Origin of the sequence: Salmonella sp. SAL04162, assembly GCF_046551535.1 — a bacterium.
Lineage (GTDB): Bacteria > Pseudomonadota > Gammaproteobacteria > Enterobacterales > Enterobacteriaceae > Salmonella > Salmonella enterica.
The window spans coordinates 154868-171117 of record NZ_JBGDVX010000011.1; the positions used below are offsets into that span (position 1 = coordinate 154868).

Below are 16250 nucleotides of genomic sequence, written 5' to 3' on the forward strand. Positions count from 1 at the left end.
TAAGTTACTAAAAGTAAATAAGAAAATGCCTCTTGTTTCACCTCATTTTTAGGCGTACATTAGCGCCGTCTGGAGCGATGACGCGCAGAATTCTGAGGTGATGCAGGCGGTCGAAACACGAATAATTCTCAATTTCGTATTGTCCGGCATCAACTCTCTATAATCAGGTAAGTGTAAGTTCATTTAGGCGTACGACAGGTACGCGGAGAGATGAAACGTGAAATATTTCTTTATGGGCATTTCATTTATGGTCATCGTTTGGGCCGGTACTTTCGCCCTGATGATTTAAAAGTACAATGCAAAGAAAAACAGGAGCCATGGGGCTCCTGTTTGCTTTTCTACTCCGTGCTCGCCTCAACGGGTTTTGGATGTGACGGCAGCACGCCATCGGCGCGGAACATCGCTTTAATCCCTCTGACGGCCTGGCGAATGCGGTCGCGATTCTCTATTAATGCAAAGCGTACATGGGTGTCGCCATAATCACCAAAGCCTATCCCTGGAGAAACGCAAACCTTCGCCTCATTCAGCAGCTTCTTGGCAAACTCAAGCGATCCCATCGCCGCATATTGCTCCGGGATTTTCGCCCAGACGTACATTGAGGCTTTCGGCATTTCAACCATCCAGCCCGCCTCATGCAGCCCCTTCACCAGCACATCGCGACGACGTTTATACTGCTCGGCGATATCGCGCACGCACTGCTGATCGCCTTCCAGAGCGGCGATAGCCGCCACCTGAAGCGGGGTAAAGGTGCCATAATCGTGATAACTTTTAATGCGCGCCAGCGCGCTGACCAGGGTTTTATTGCCCACCATAAACCCAATACGCCAGCCCGCCATATTATAGCTTTTCGACAGCGTGAAAAATTCGACCGCCACGTCGCGTGCGCCAGGCACCTGCATAATGGATGGCGCTTTCCAGCCGTCGTACACGATATCGGCATACGCCAGATCGTGCACCACCAGCACATCATAACGTTTAGCCAGAGCGACCACTTTTTCAAAAAATTCCAGTTCGACGCACTGGGCCGTAGGGTTAGACGGAAAACCCAAAATCATCATTTTCGGTTTCGGATAACTTTCGCGAATAGCGCGCTCCAGCTCGTTGAAGAAATCCACCCCCTCTACCAATGGAACCGAACGCACCTGCGCCCCGGCGATAACGGCGCCATAGATATGAATCGGGTAACTGGGGTTCGGCACCAGTACCGTATCACCATGATCCAGCGTCGCCAGCATTAAATGCGCCAGTCCCTCTTTGGAACCGATGGTCACAATCGCTTCGGTTTCCGGATCGATATCGACATCATAACGTTCCTGATACCAGTGAGAAATCGCGCGGCGTAAACGCGGTATGCCGCGAGACGTGGAATAACCGTGCGTATCCGGACGCTGCGCGACGGTGCAAAGTTTTTCGACAATGTGGGGAGGGGTTGCGCCATCAGGATTACCCATACTGAAATCAATAATATCTTCGCCGCGCCGACGCGCAGCCATTTTGAGTTCAGCGGTGATGTTAAAAACATAGGGCGGAAGGCGATCGATACGCGTAAAGCGACGTTCAGGGCGGAAGTCAGCCATAATATCCTCAGATTAACGTTAGCGCCCGGACCGTCCGAGCGACGCTGCCACGATGGTGGCTCCTTTAGAAAATAGCCTGAAAATTTTCTTCCTGTCGAGAGGCTAATGAAAATATTTTTAGCGACAAAAAAGAGGAACAAGCGTAAAAACTTACTTTTTAAGCGTGTCAGTTATAACATCAAAAAAAACAATATTATTAACAAATTGATATCTTTGAATTTACGTAACGTGGCGCAGCCGACGATAATTTCCTGTCAATAAACCTTATCTCAAATAATCCCCTTTTGATTTTGTGGTTTTTCCTCTTTAATCAAAACCCTTACTAACGCTAATGGTATTCGATCATGTCATATTGCGGTATTTTTCAGAGACATTTCCCCGAAAATAAAGATCCTTTCCGGCAAGATGCCGCGATAAAACCGTAAATAAGGCAGCGAACCGGGTACGTATAATAAAATAAATCCCTGTTTTCGCCTGACTAACCGCCATGACGTGATGACTCAACGCGCTGGTGTTTGACCTTTCGCTCAGCAAGAGTAAAGTGAAATAATTCAGTCAGTTGAAGTATTCATGCACAGGAACGGCAATGAAAAAAACCGCGTGAGGCACGCGGTTTGAGACTGACAAGAGAATGTTTAATTGCCTGATGACGCTGCGCTTATCAGGCCTACAGATGACACACTTTTGTAGGCCGGATAAGGCGTTTATGCCACCATCTGGCTTATAGAATATGACCTAATGTCTGGCGCAGATGCGCGCCGGAACCTAACAAGCCAGGGTTATCATGGACAATCAGATAGACCGGAATACCGTGTACATAATCTTTAAAGCGGCCTTTATCTTCAAAGCCACCACGGAAGCCGGACGCTTTAAAAAATTCCAGGAAGCGCGGGACAATACCGCCAGCGATATAAACGCCGCCAAATGTCCCCATGGTTAACGCCAGGTCGCCGCCAAATCGCCCCATTATGACGCAAAAGAGCGACAACGCGCGGCGACAATCGATACAGCTATCCGCCAGGGCGCGTTCGGTAATATCTTTCGGGCGCAGATTTTCCGGCAGACGGTTGTCGGACTTAACAATCGCCCGGTAAAGATTCACCAGCCCCGGGCCAGACAGCACGCGCTCGGCGGAAACATGGCCAATTTCGGCGCGCAATATTTCCAGAATCATAGCTTCTTCTTCGCTATTAGGCGCAAAATCGACATGCCCGCCTTCGCCCGGAAGGCTAATCCAACGCTTATCCACATGCACCAGATGCGCCACGCCCAAGCCGGTTCCCGCGCCATACACCGCAATAGGTTTGCCGTCTACCGGTTCGCCGCCGCCGAACTGAATTAAATGCTCTTTTTTCAGCATCGGGATCGCCATCGACACGGCGGTGAAATCGTTGATGATTTCCAGATGGCTAAAGCCGAGATTTTTTTTCATTTCCGCAATAGAAAAAGCCCAGGTATGGTTAGTCATCGCTACCCAGTCACCGGTAATCGGGCAGGCTATGGCGATACAACCATCTTCCACGTTGACGCTATGCTCATCGAGATAAACGCGCACCACGGCCTCAAGACTGGGATAATCCAGGCCGGAATACGTTTTGGCCTGCGAGATTTCTCCACTGGCGATATCACACAGGGCAAGACGCGCATTCGTGCCGCCTACATCTCCTACTAAAGCATACTTTGTCATTCTTCTACTGCTCCGCTAAAGTCAAAATAAGTCTTTGTCACACTGTAAATTCATGGGGGCATAACAACAACGGCCATCAGGCTGACTGCCTATAAATATAGATCTTCATCACAGAATTACTTTCTTGTTTCAGCACCAATTGCAGCAATGCCGTCGGGCAGGCTGTGCAAAATAGGTATACGACCCCGTGTAAGGAAGAGATTATGTTCCACCCGCGTGCCCGAACGATGCTGCTGCTGTCGCTCCCCGCACTGATTATTGGCGTAGCGTCAAGCCTGGTTTTAATCGCCTCGATGAAAGTCGCGTCGGTTTTTCAGCAATTTCTTTGGCAACGACTGCCCGCCAGCATCGGCATCGCTTATGATTCGCCGTTCTGGATAGTGGGTATGCTCACGCTAACTGGGATCGTGGTGGGTTTGATTATCCGTTACAGTCCCGGACACGCTGGCCCCGATCCGGCCATCGAACCGTTAATCAGTATGCCGGTCTCGCCATCTGCGCTGCCCGGGCTGCTTCTCGCCTTAATCATCGGCCTTGCTGGTGGGGTAAGTTTGGGGCCAGAGCATCCGATAATGACAATAAATATCGCGCTGGCGGCGGCTTTCGGTTCCCGCCTGTTTCCGCGTATCACGGCGTTAGACTGGACGATTCTGGCCTCAGCGGGCACCATCGGCGCGCTATTCGGCACGCCCGTCGCCGCAGCGCTGATTTTTTCGCAAACCCTTAGCGGCTCTAACGATATTCCCATGTGGGATCGCCTGTTTGCGCCGTTAATGGCGGCAGCGGCGGGGTCACTCACTACCAGCCTGTTCTTTCATCCGCATTTTTCGTTACCCATCGCCCATTACACGCAGATGCGGCTGGTGGACATTGCCAGCGGAGCGATCGTCGCGGCGATCGCCATTGCTGCAGGGATGGTCGCCGTCTGGTGCCTTCCGCGTCTGCATGAGTTGCTGCACCGACTAAAAAATCCGGTCCTGATTCTCGGCATTGGCGGTTTTATACTGGGTATTCTGGGCGTCATTGGCGGGCCGCTTACCCTGTTTAAAGGCCTGGACGAAATGCAACAAATGGCGTTTAGCCAGACGTTGGGCGCGGGAGATTATTTTACCTTAGCCGCCGTCAAACTCGCCGCGCTGGTCATCGCGGCGGCGAGCGGCTTTCGCGGCGGGCGCATTTTTCCGGCTGTGTTTATCGGCGCGGCGCTGGGGCTCATGCTCCATGCTCATGTTGAGGCCGTACCCGCGGCGATTACCGTCTCCTGCGCGATTCTTGGCTTAGTGCTGGTAGTGACGCGTGATGGCTGGCTCAGTCTGTTTATGGCGGCAGTTGTCGTACCGGATACCAATCTGCTGCCGCTGCTCTGCATTGTGATGCTCCCCGCCTGGCTATTGCTGGCGGGAAAACCGTTGCTGGCCGCCAACCGTCACGAACCCTAATCCGGCGCAGCGGGGGCCATTATCCCCCGTTGCGGGCTTCCAGCGCCCGGGTCACGGTACGCAGTAATTCCGGCAGATCGGCTTTTGGCAACATCACTTCAATAAATGACAGACGTTGTGGGCGCGCCAGCCGTTCGAGGACCTCCGCCAGTTGGATAGCCTGCGTCACCCGCCAGCACTCCGCCTGTTGCGCCGCGTTTAGCGCCGGTGGTATCTGCGTCCAGTTCCAGCTCGCGATGTCGTTATACCGCTGGGCCGCGCCGTGAATGGCGCGCTCTACGGTATAGCCGTCATTGTTGAGCAGCAGGATGACCGGCGCCTGCCCGTCGCGTAACATCGAGCCCATCTCCTGAATCGTGAGCTGCGCCGCGCCATCGCCGATAATCAGAATCACCCGCCGATCGGGACAGGCGGTTTGCGCGCCAAACGCGGCGGGCAAGGAATAGCCGATAGACCCCCACAGCGGCTGAACCACAACTTCCGCGCCGTCAGGAAGCGACAGCGCGGCAGCGCCAAAGGCGGCGGTCCCCTGGTCGACAAGGACAATATCGCCGGGTTTGAGATACTGCTGTAAAGTTTGCCAGAAGCTTTCCTGGGTCAGTTCTCCCTTATCAATCCGCACTGGCTGTCCGGCGGAACGCGTCGGCGGCGGCGCAAAAGCGCATTCCAGGCACAGTTCGCGCAGCGTAGACACCGCCTGCGCCATCGGGAGGTTGAACCAGGTTTCGCCGATGCGCGACGCGTAAGGCTGAATCTCCAGCGTGCGTTCCGCCGGCAATTGTTGGGTAAATCCGGCCGTAAGGGTATCGACAAAACGGGTGCCGACGCAGATAACCCTATCGGCGTCCTCTATGGCCTGACGCACTTCTTTGCTGCTGGCGCCTGCGCTATAGGTGCCAACGAAGTTCGGGTGCTGCTCATCAAAAAGCCCCTTCCCCATCAGTAGTGTCGCATGAGCGATGGGCGTTTCCGCCATCCAGCGCTGCAACAGTGGTCGTAAACCAAAACGCCCGGCAAGAAAGTCGGCCAATAGCGCAATGCGCCGACTGTTCATCAGGCACTGACGGGCGTGGTAACGAAAAGCAGTCTCCACGCCGCTTTGCGCTTCATGCACGGGCAACGCCAGCGCCTCCGTAGGCGGGATGGCCGTTTTTTTCGCCACGTCGGCGGGCAACATGATGTATCCTGGCCTGCGTGCGGCAAGCATTTCACCCAATACACGGTCAATCTCAAAACAGGCGTTCTGTTCATCCAATATTGCGCTGGCAACAGATATCGCCTGACTCATGCGATAAAAATGACGAAAATCGCCGTCACCGAGGGTATGGTGCATCAATTCGCCACGCTGCTGCGCAGCGCTACAGGGCGCGCCGACGATATGCAAGACCGGGACATATTCCGCGTAACTGCCCGCGATACCGTTAATAGCGCTAAGTTCTCCCACGCCAAAGGTGGTGAGTAGCGCTCCAGCGCCCGACATGCGCGCATAACCGTCCGCGGCATAAGCGGCGTTCAGCTCATTGGCGCATCCCACCCAACGCAAGGTCGGGTGGTCAATCACATGGTCAAGAAACTGCAAGTTATAATCGCCCGGTACGCCAAAAAGATGGCCAATGCCGCATCCTGCCAGTCTGTCCAGCAAATAGTCGGCCACGGTATAGGGGTTTTGCATGACAGCTTTCCTTCTGACGTTGACATTATGTTGAGTATTAAGGAATGGCGATGGCTGTCCAGCACGGTGAGGATGAAAGCCTGGAAAACAATGTTTACAGCGGTGAACAGTAAAATCCGCATACCGCCTGGCGAGTGTAACCGTATACACTATTTATTCACGCCACAGGGGGAAAGGTCATGATTTATCAGCCCGATGAAAATCGTTATCACACAATGGAGTATCGTCGCTGCGGGCGCAGCGGCGTCAAACTTCCCGCCATTTCGCTGGGGTTATGGCACAACTTCGGCGATGCGACACGGGTAGAAAATAGCCGGGCGCTGCTGCAACGCGCGTTCGATCTGGGCATTACCCACTTTGATCTCGCCAATAATTATGGGCCGCCGCCGGGCTCCGCAGAATGCAATTTTGGCCGCATTCTGCAGGAAGATTTTTTACCGTGGCGCGATGAGTTGATCATCTCCACCAAAGCGGGCTACACCATGTGGGATGGCCCTTATGGCGACTGGGGTTCACGGAAATACCTTATCGCCAGCCTCGATCAAAGCCTGAAACGTATGGGGCTGGAGTATGTCGATATCTTTTATCACCATCGTCCCGATCCCGAAACGCCGCTTAAAGAGACGATGAAAGCGTTAGATCACCTTGTGCGCCAGGGCAAAGCGTTGTACGTGGGGATCTCTAACTATCCTGCCGATCTGGCCAGACAAGCTATCGATATTCTGGAGGATCTCGGCACGCCTTGCCTGATTCATCAGCCTAAATATTCGCTTTTTGAGCGTTGGGTAGAGGACGGGCTGCTGGCGCTGTTGCAGGAAAAAGGCGTCGGTAGTATTGCCTTCTCGCCGCTGGCGGGCGGGCAGCTCACTGACCGTTATCTGAATGGCATTCCGGAAGATTCCCGCGCGGCGAGCGGAAGCCGTTTCCTTAAACCAGAACAGATTACCGCCGACAAACTGGAAAAAGTTCGCCGGTTGAATGAACTGGCTGCGCGACGGGGTCAAAAATTGTCTCAGATGGCGCTCGCCTGGGTGCTGCGTAACGATAACGTTACCTCGGTACTGATTGGCGCCAGCAAACCGTCGCAAATCGAAGACGCCGTAGGAATGCTGGCCAATCGCCGTTTTTCGGCGGCGGAATGTGCAGAAATTGACGCTATTCTGGAGGGCCGGTTTTAGCAAAAAATGCTCTCCTTCATGATTTAAGAGTTAAGGCGATGAAACAAATCTTTACTGCTTTGTAATATTGCATTAACAGGCCGGCGACGGCTCGATCGTGAAGGAGAGAAAGTATGTTCAGGTCACTGATTCTGGCGGCAGCCTTGCTGGCTTTTACACCGCTTGCCGCGAATGCGGGCGAAATCACCCTGTTGCCCTCAATAAAATTACAGATTGGCGATCGCGATGATTACGGTAACTACTGGGACGGTGGTCGCTGGCGCGACCGTGATTACTGGCACAACCATTATGAATGGCGTAAAAATCGCTGGTGGCGCCATGACAACGGCTATCATCGCGGCTGGGATAAGCGTAAAGCGTATGAACGCGGTTATCGGGAAGGCTGGCGCGATCGCGACGATCATCGCGGGCGAGGCCGGGGTCACAAACATCATCACTAAGCCTCCTGCTGAATAACAGCCCGATGACGCCCACGCATCGGGCCTGCTATCTTTCTGTCTTTATGACAATCCCATTACCGTTCCAACCAGCAACCAGATATTCAGGGCGACGACCAGCACGACAATTATCCAGCCAATCTGTTTTACCCGCCGGGTGTTCACCAGCTCGCCCATTAGCGTAGCGTTACTGGTGAAAATCAGGAGCGGCACCAGCGCCAGCGCAATACCAAAACTCAGCAGCACCTGGCTCATCACCAGAATTCGGGTAGGGTCCAGCCCCATCAAAATCACAATAAATGAGGGCAGCATGGTAATGGTGCGCCGTACCCACAACGGAATGTGAAAACGGACAAACCCTTGCATCACCACCTGCCCCGCCAGAGTCCCTACCACGGTGGAGGAAAGCCCTGCCGCTACCAGACTAAGACCAAACACCGTTGCCGCCGCATGGCTTAGTAACGGTTCCAGCGTCAGGTATGCCTGATCGAGGTCGGCGATGCCAGTGTGGCCGCTAAAATGAAACGCCGCCGCGGCGGTCGCCATCATTGCCAGATTGACAAAACCGGCAATCGTCATGGCAATAGCGACATCCCATTTCGTTGCTGAGTACCGTTGTTGCCGCGTTCCGTCGTGCAGATGCTGCGTTAATGACGAGTGCAGATAAATCACGTGCGGCATAATCGTCGCGCCAAGCACGCCGGCGGCTAAGAATACGGCTTCCGGGTTCGGTAGCGCCGGGATAACCATTCCTTTTCCGAGCTGCGCCATATCAGGCTGAGAGAAAAACAGCTCCACAATGTAAGCAGCGGCGACAAAAAGCAGTAAACCGCCGATGACTTTTTCAAGCGTTTTTTGACCGCGGCGTTGTAACATTAAAATCAGAAACGTCGCGATACCGGTCAATACCGCGCCCTGTAATAAAGAGACGCCCAGGATCAGCTTAAAACCTATTGCCGCGCCGATAAATTCAGCTAAATCGGTGGCCATCGCGATGATTTCCGCCTGTACCCAGTAAAACCAGACTACCGGGCGCGGATAATGGTCGCGAATTTGCTCCGCCAGGTTCTTGCCCGTGGCGATTCCGAGTTTTGCCGAGAGGATTTGAATCAGCATCGCCATCAGGTTCGCCCAGACCACCACCCAGAGTAGCTGGTAGCCAAAGCTGGCGCCGGCCTGAATATTGGTCGCGAAGTTACCGGGATCGATATAACCAATCGCGGCAATGAACGCAGGTCCCATTAATGCGAGCCGTAGCTTGCGCGCCGCCCGTCCGCTGCTATTCTCTACGCGATTGTCAGTCATCTTTTGCCTCAAAAACATAGCCTTTGCTATGTTTCATGCTATGTTTATTGATAATGATTATCAAGTGCATTTCAATGGGTACGGGTGATTACTTTGATAGTGTGAAACGATAGACCGATACGATGACGACCTGTATCAGAACAGTTTGGCTTAACATTACAAGATTAGCACACTGATATAACTTTTCATTTTCATATTCAGTACAGTAAAAGTGTATTACAGATCACTAATTTTGAATCTCGTCACAGGTCCTTATTATAGTGTGTGTTGGATCTCGTTTTCTTTACGGCTGTTGCATAGAATGTGCACGAAAATTAAACCTGCCTCATATTTGGAGCAAATATGGACCGCGTCCTTCATTTTGTCCTGGCGCTTGCCGTTGTTGCGGTACTCGCACTGCTGGTTAGCAGTGACCGTAAAAAAATTCGCATTCGTTATGTCATTCAGTTACTTGTTATCGAAGTGCTACTGGCCTGGTTCTTCCTGAACTCTGATGTTGGCCTTGGCTTCGTAAAAGGTTTCTCCGAGATGTTTGAAAAACTGCTCGGATTTGCCAACGAAGGGACAAACTTCGTCTTCGGCAGTATGAACGATCAAGGTTTGGCGTTCTTCTTCCTGAAAGTATTGTGCCCGATTGTCTTTATTTCCGCGTTGATCGGTATTCTCCAGCATATCCGTGTTCTGCCAGTGGTCATCCGCGCTATTGGTTTCCTGCTGTCCAAAGTAAACGGTATGGGCAAACTGGAATCTTTTAACGCCGTCAGCTCGCTGATCCTCGGCCAGTCTGAGAACTTTATCGCTTATAAAGATATCCTCGGCAAAATGTCCCGTAACCGCATGTACACCATGGCTGCAACGGCGATGTCGACCGTTTCCATGTCTATTGTAGGCGCGTATATGACCATGCTGGACCCTAAATATGTGGTCGCAGCGCTGGTTCTGAACATGTTCAGCACCTTTATCGTACTGTCGCTGATCAACCCCTATACCGTTGATGCCAGCGAAGAAAATATTCAGATGTCGAACCTGCATGAAGGCCAAAGTTTCTTCGAAATGCTGGGCGAGTACATTCTGGCAGGTTTTAAAGTGGCGATTATCGTCGCGGCGATGCTGATCGGCTTCATCGCGCTGATCGCGGCGCTGAACGCTCTGTTCGCAACGGTTACCGGTTGGTTCGGTTACAGCATCTCCTTCCAGGGCATTCTGGGTTACATCTTCTACCCGGTCGCATGGGTAATGGGCGTACCGTCCAGTGAAGCGCTGCAGGTAGGAAGTATCATGGCGACCAAACTGGTTTCCAACGAATTCGTGGCGATGATGGATCTGCAGAAAATCGCCTCTACCCTCTCTCCACGCGCTGAAGGCATTATCTCCGTCTTCCTGGTGTCCTTCGCGAACTTCTCTTCCATCGGTATTATTGCGGGCGCGATTAAAGGCCTGAACGAAGAGCAAGGCAACGTGGTTTCCCGTTTTGGTCTGAAACTGGTTTACGGTTCTACGCTGGTGAGCGTACTGTCCGCCTCTATCGCGGCGCTGGTACTGTAAGTCTGCGTTTAATGTAAAAACCGGGGAGCTATCCCCGGTTTTTTTATGCCGCTTATTTGCCTAACGGGCGCGGGCGGCCAATCAGATATCCCTGCAAACTGTGTACGCCAAGCTGCAATAGCAGATCGCGCTGCGCAGGCGTTTCAACAAACTCAGCCACGACGCTCAACGATTTTGCTTTCGCTAAATCAGTGATGGATTTCACGATCATCGCATCCAGGGAGTCCGTCAGGATATCTTTTACGAAACAACCGTCGATTTTAATGATGTCCGCCTTGAGGCGTTTTAGCCGTTCATAGTTTGCATAACCGGTACCGAAATCATCAATGGCGATTTTTAGGCCAAACTTACGCAGCTGGTTGATATTGTGCATACTGATTTCGGAATGAGAGAAGGCCTGTTCTTCAGTAATTTCGATGATGACCGAAGCAGGCGGGACGCCATAGCGTTTAAAAAGCTGCATAATGCGCGACGCCGTCTCTTTTTGCAGCAGCGTCAGCGGCATCAAATTAACCGAGAAACGCGCCCCCTGCTCCGCCGAAGGATGCGCGGACAACCATTGCAGGAGCGCTTCCATCACCTGCATATCAAACCGTACGCTCAGGTTAAACTGGGCGATAAGCGGAATGAACTGATTGGGCATCATGATACCGTCGTCGCACCGAAGCCGCGTCAGAATCTCGTCATACCCTTTTCCCTGCGCGTCGCGAATGGGTTGCGCATACAAAACCAGCGCGCCGCGCTCCAGCGCCTGACGGATTTTCTGCAACCGCAGCACCCGTTCCGTCGTCTGCCCGGAAGCGGCTTCAATACTCTGGGTCAGTGCAAGCACCCGACGGTGCGAACAGGATTGCTCCGCCAGCCAGCTTAATTGCCCCAACAGCGGTTGCAAGGTTTCCTGGCGTCCATCGAATGTTCCCCACGATGCGCCATATTCCATGTCCAGACCGGTATTGTTCCAGTAAATTTTGCGGTTATTAAGCACATTGAGCATATATTGCAGGCGGGCTTCCGTCTCCGGTCCCGTCAGTACCAGCAATAATTCACTGCCCGGCAGATGGAAAATTTTCTCCTTTTCCAGCAGCAGCGGCTGCAACACGCGAAACACCTCGCGTTCGCAATGCACGCGCATCTGCATACCGTAATGACGGCTCAGAAATTCCAGGTTTTCCATGCGTAGATAACACACGCTTTGCCCGGTATCCTGTAAAAGAAACTGCTCCAGCGCACGCAGGTTAGGCAGCTGCGTCAACGGATCGGTCAACGCCTGCGAGTGCCATTGTCGATTCAACCATTCGCTACGCTGATTAATCCGCGCCATGTACAACAAACAAATACTAAAAGAAATGAGAACTGAAAGGATAAATGCCAGCGAATATTCTGAGCCCACGCCCTGCAGAAAATTGCGGTTATAGCTAAGCAGGAATAGCGCAGTGAGAGCCCAACTAAAATTCAACAGCGGATAGCTGATTTTCCCCACGCCGATGGTAAATCCAATGAACAGGACTGGCACCAGATAGCCAGCAATATACTTTGTCTCGAAAGGCGTACACAGCACCGCTAATAGCGTCGCCAGAGTGGCAAACCAGAGAAGCGTAAACAGGCGTTTTTCTTTGGCGAGATAAGGAGCGATATCCCTCCGCCAGAAAATACGAATATAGTGCGGGCTGACTATCATCCGCAGCGGATAATAGAAAAAGAGGGTAAAAATAAGCGCGGCAGAAATCAGACTCAATAAATCAACAATCGAGAAAATAGCGGTGCCGGTGCCAAAGAAGGTAGAGATGGTCACCGGGAAAGCCAGGTAGTGCCCCGCCAGATGCATACTGATTTTTATGCCAAACGGCGTCATTAACCCTAACCAGAAAACGCGTAGCCAGATGCCTTGGTTGGGTATTCCGTAGCGCCAGCGCGCGCCCAGCTGCCAGCGTACGATAGCGCAAACCAGCAACACGGGAAACGTCTGGCAAAATAGCAGCACCATCGCCTGTGGCAGAGGTAAATGAAAATTCCATTCATTAGTCAACATCATTCCGCCTACCATCGGCGCGACGCCACGGCGGCCAAATAAGAACAGCACGGAAAACATGACGCAGAGCGGTAGCCAGGCCAGAAAGATATAGCTGGAATCAATTGTGGCGCGGGGAGAAATGAGACGAGATAGCAGAATAGCCGGAACGGTCAGGCAGAAAGCCAGTAAAAATATTTTTATATTTTTTAATACGTTACACTTATCCGGCATTGCTTTAATGCTCACATCATTATATAAGGCGCATGAATAATAAGTATATTCGCATTATGAAGCAATCTAACAAAAGCTCATATTGACCGCAAAAGCAGCGGCAAACAAACGCACCTGAAGAACAGATCAGACGCCATGAATTTTGTGACAAAAAGCAAAAACCCCCGCTTTTCAGCGAGGGTTTGAATATTGGTGGAGCTAAGCGGGATCGAACCGCTGACCTCTTGCATGCCATGCAAGCGCTCTCCCAGCTGAGCTATAGCCCCACTACGTAAAGCTTGTCGAGTTGACGGGCGGCATCATATGAATTCCCTCGGCATGTGTCAACGGCAAAATGAACTTGCCGAATTCAATCGCTGAAAAAGCATTCAAATAAAGGACATTGCGGCACAACTCGCATTCAGTAGTTAAACACGTCACGGTTTCGACTAAAATGGTGCTATAAAATGAACCACTAATTAACCCCACGACTATTCAGGGAATCGTTATGTTCAAGGAACGGATGACGCCAGAAGAACTCGCTAATCTCACCGGTTACAGCCGACAAACCATCAATAAATGGGTACGGAAAGAAGGCTGGGCAACATCGCCCAAACCTGGCGTCCAGGGCGGTAAAGCCCGTCTGGTTCATGTAAACGAACAGGTTCGTGAATATATCCGCAGCGCTGAACGTTCAGTTGACCATCACGCAGACACATTCACGCCTGCCAGCAACGCATCGCTTGAAGCGCTGCTTATGACGCTCGCCAAAGAGATGACCTCATCCGAGCAGAAACAGTTTACCTCTCTCCTCGTGCGTGAAGGGATTACCGGTTTGTTACAACGCTTAGGGATACGCGATAGCAAATAATATGAAAAGATTACGCAGTAAAATGACCACTGAAGAGCTGGCTGAATGCCTCGGCGTGGCCAGACAAACCGTCAATCGCTGGATCAGAGAACAACACTGGAAAACCGAAAAATTTCCCGGCGTCAAAGGCGGACGCGCAAGACTCATCCATATTGATGCCAGCGTGCGGGAGTTTATTCTCAATATTCCGGCTTTTCGCAAACTGCCTGCGTTTTATCAGGCGGAAGAGGCTTTCGCAGAATATGCGAACGCGGCGCACAGTCACGCTTATCGACAAATTATTGATGCCGTTGAAAATATGTCTGCTCAGGAACAGGAAAAACTGGCGCTGTTTTTATCGCGGGAAGGTATTCGCGGATTTCTGACGCGTTTAGGTATCAATGAGGCGGACTAACAAATAATAAACGGCAGGCGTCTGCCCTGCCGTTTATTCTGTTTCAGCTGGCGTTACTGCTGGCTTTCACGCTCGGCGATAAAGCCCAGCGCTTTGTTGATGCGCTCAATGCTGCGGGTTTTGCCAATCGCATGTACGGTGACATCCAGCGCAGGCGACTGCCCGGCACCGGTCACAGCCACACGCAGCGGCATCCCTACTTTACCCATCCCCACTTCCAGCTCATCCGCCGTGGCCTGAATCGCGTGGTGGACGTTTTCTGCTGACCAGTCCGTAATCGCCGACAGCTTGTCGCGCACCACTTCCAGCGGCTGACGCGCCACCGGGCGGAGGTGTTTTTTCGCCGCATCGGCGTCAAACTCGCTGAAGTCTTCATAGAAGTAGCGGCAGCTCTGCGCCATCTCTTTCAGAGTTTTGCAGCGTTCGCCCAGCAACTTCACCAGTTCAGCAAGCTGCGGGCCGTTACGGGTGTCGATATTTTCCTGCTCGATATGCCACTGCAAATGCGTCGCCACATATTCCGGCGCCAGCGTATTGATATAGTGGTGGTTCAGCCACAGCAGTTTATCGGTGTTGAACGCGCTCGCAGACTTGCTCACCGCACCGAGGGAGAACAGCTTGATCATCTCTTCGCGGGTGAAGATTTCCTGATCGCCGCTGGACCAGCCCAGACGCACCAGATAGTTCAGCAACGCTTCCGGCAGATAACCGTCATCGCGATACTGCATCACGCTCACCGCACCGTGACGTTTAGACAGCTTTTTACCGTCGTCGCCGTTAATCATCGACACATGCGCGTACATCGGCACCGGCGCGTTTAACGCTTTCAGAATGTTAATCTGGCGCGGAGTATTGTTGATATGGTCTTCGCCACGAATCACATGGGTAATTTCCATATCCCAGTCGTCCACCACCACACAGAAGTTGTAGGTCGGCGAACCGTCGGTACGACGAATGATCAGATCGTCCAGCTCCTGATTGCTGAATTCGATCGGCCCACGGATCTGATCATCAAAAATAACGGAACCGTCCTGCGGGTTAGCAAAGCGCACCACGCATGGCTCATCGTCGGCATGATGTTCGTGACTGTGGCGGCAGCGCCCGTCATAACGCGGCTTCTCGCCTTTCGCCATCTGATCTTCACGCAGTTGCTCCAGACGCTCTTTAGAGCAGTAGCATTTATAGGCCGTTCCCGCCTCCAGCATCTCGTCAATCACCGCGTTATAGCGATCAAAACGTTTGGTCTGGAAATATGGGCCTTCGTCCCATTCCAGGTTCAGCCAGTTCATACCATCCATGATGGCTTCAATGGCTTCCGGCGTGGAACGCTCAAGATCGGTGTCTTCAATACGCAGCACGAACTCACCGCCGTGGTGACGTGCGAAAAGCCAGGAATAAAGAGCAGTACGCGCGCCGCCGACGTGCAGATAACCTGTCGGGCTAGGCGCGAAGCGAGTTTTGATTTTCATGAAATGGCCTTACGTTTATAAAGATGCCGACAACCGGCAAATCCTGGAAAGATGAATAGCCTTGTATTCTATCACTGTGGCTTGATTCCTCAATGTTGATCCGGTCAGAACGCTACGCTTTGCTATTTCCGTATAGAAATCATGCAGCGCGGAGTAATTCACGATCGTTTTGTTTAATTTTACGACGAACAAACAAAAACTTTAGAAAATGCGTTGACTCATTTTCAACTCTCCCTATAATGCGACTCCACACAGCGGGGGTGATTAGCTCAGCTGGGAGAGCACCTCCCTTACAAGGAGGGGGTCGGCGGTTCGATCCCGTCATCACCCACCAACTACTTTATGTAGTCTCCGCCGTGTAGATAAGAAATTGAGAAGTGGGTGATTAGCTCAGCTGGGAGAGCACCTCCCTTACAAGGAGGGGGTCGGCGGTTCGATCCCGTCATCACCCACCA

Annotated in this window: 13 protein-coding genes and 3 tRNA genes; 9 read left to right on the top strand and 7 right to left on the bottom strand. The window is 52.3% G+C overall.

What is annotated here, in order from left to right; all coding sequences use genetic code 11:
- Window positions 1-217: 217 nt before the first annotated feature.
- Entirely contained in the window at window positions 218-289 is a 72-nt protein-coding gene (gene ypdK / locus ACLJRH_RS20060) for a membrane protein YpdK (RefSeq protein WP_010723117.1), read from the top strand.
- 49 nt (window positions 290-338) lie between these two features.
- Here ypdK and alaC read toward each other — a convergent pair whose 3' ends face one another.
- Complete coding sequence (gene alaC, locus ACLJRH_RS20065; protein ID WP_000763118.1) at window positions 339-1577, bottom strand: alanine transaminase; 1239 nt, start codon at window positions 1575-1577, stop codon at window positions 339-341.
- A 721-nt stretch (window positions 1578-2298) separates the two neighbouring features.
- On the bottom strand, window positions 2299-3264 hold the full coding sequence (gene glk, locus ACLJRH_RS20070; RefSeq protein ID WP_000170372.1) for a glucokinase: 966 nt from the start codon (window positions 3262-3264) through the stop codon (window positions 2299-2301).
- A gap of 203 nt (window positions 3265-3467) precedes the next feature.
- Here glk and ACLJRH_RS20075 point away from each other — a divergent pair, with 203 nt between their 5' ends.
- Complete coding sequence (locus ACLJRH_RS20075) at window positions 3468-4703, top strand: ion channel protein (protein ID WP_000468928.1); 1236 nt, start codon at window positions 3468-3470, stop codon at window positions 4701-4703.
- Between the two features lie 19 nt (window positions 4704-4722).
- Here ACLJRH_RS20075 and ACLJRH_RS20080 read toward each other — a convergent pair whose 3' ends face one another.
- Window positions 4723-6375, bottom strand: a complete 1653-nt coding sequence (locus ACLJRH_RS20080) for an alpha-keto acid decarboxylase family protein (RefSeq protein WP_023136737.1) — start codon at window positions 6373-6375, stop codon at window positions 4723-4725.
- 179 nt (window positions 6376-6554) lie between these two features.
- Here ACLJRH_RS20080 and mgrA point away from each other — a divergent pair, with 179 nt between their 5' ends.
- Together mgrA and ypeC are read left to right on the top strand one after the other, a co-directional pair.
- On the top strand, window positions 6555-7553 hold the full coding sequence (gene mgrA / locus ACLJRH_RS20085; protein WP_000640285.1) for an L-glyceraldehyde 3-phosphate reductase: 999 nt from the start codon (window positions 6555-6557) through the stop codon (window positions 7551-7553).
- 113 nt (window positions 7554-7666) lie between these two features.
- Window positions 7667-7993: a DUF2502 domain-containing protein YpeC gene (gene ypeC, locus ACLJRH_RS20090; protein WP_000490091.1), complete on the top strand. Its 327-nt coding sequence runs from the start codon at window positions 7667-7669 to the stop codon at window positions 7991-7993.
- 60 nt (window positions 7994-8053) lie between these two features.
- On the opposite strand, the gene ACLJRH_RS20095 is transcribed toward ypeC, so the two are convergent.
- A complete protein-coding gene (locus tag ACLJRH_RS20095) occupies window positions 8054-9295 on the bottom strand; it encodes an Nramp family divalent metal transporter (RefSeq protein WP_023136736.1) in 1242 nt (413 codons plus the stop codon).
- A 342-nt stretch (window positions 9296-9637) separates the two neighbouring features.
- Here ACLJRH_RS20095 and nupC point away from each other — a divergent pair, with 342 nt between their 5' ends.
- Window positions 9638-10840, top strand: coding sequence for a nucleoside permease NupC (gene nupC, locus ACLJRH_RS20100; RefSeq protein WP_000376343.1), 1203 nt, complete (start codon window positions 9638-9640; stop codon window positions 10838-10840).
- 52 nt (window positions 10841-10892) lie between these two features.
- Here nupC and ACLJRH_RS20105 read toward each other — a convergent pair whose 3' ends face one another.
- Window positions 10893-13082 (bottom strand): sensor domain-containing phosphodiesterase, encoded by a 2190-nt coding sequence (locus ACLJRH_RS20105; RefSeq protein ID WP_001112937.1) that lies wholly within the window; start codon window positions 13080-13082, stop codon window positions 10893-10895.
- Window positions 13083-13272: 190 nt separating this feature from the next.
- Window positions 13273-13348 (bottom strand) — tRNA-Ala (locus tag ACLJRH_RS20110).
- Between the two features lie 221 nt (window positions 13349-13569).
- Between ACLJRH_RS20110 and ACLJRH_RS20115 the strand changes: the two genes are divergently transcribed.
- Complete coding sequence (locus ACLJRH_RS20115; RefSeq protein ID WP_000472034.1) at window positions 13570-13932, top strand: MerR family transcriptional regulator; 363 nt, start codon at window positions 13570-13572, stop codon at window positions 13930-13932.
- Between the two features lies 1 nt (window position 13933).
- Window positions 13934-14326: a MerR family transcriptional regulator gene (locus tag ACLJRH_RS20120; protein ID WP_000826514.1), complete on the top strand. Its 393-nt coding sequence runs from the start codon at window positions 13934-13936 to the stop codon at window positions 14324-14326.
- Between the two features lie 53 nt (window positions 14327-14379).
- Here the strand turns inward: ACLJRH_RS20120 and gltX are convergent, their stop codons facing one another.
- Window positions 14380-15795 (bottom strand): glutamate--tRNA ligase, encoded by a 1416-nt coding sequence (gene gltX / locus ACLJRH_RS20125; RefSeq protein WP_000695623.1) that lies wholly within the window; start codon window positions 15793-15795, stop codon window positions 14380-14382.
- A gap of 258 nt (window positions 15796-16053) precedes the next feature.
- On the opposite strand from gltX, the gene ACLJRH_RS20130 reads away from it, so the two are divergent.
- Both ACLJRH_RS20130 and ACLJRH_RS20135 read left to right on the top strand, forming a co-directional pair.
- A tRNA-Val gene (locus ACLJRH_RS20130) sits at window positions 16054-16129 on the top strand.
- 45 nt (window positions 16130-16174) lie between these two features.
- Window positions 16175-16250 (top strand) — tRNA-Val (locus tag ACLJRH_RS20135).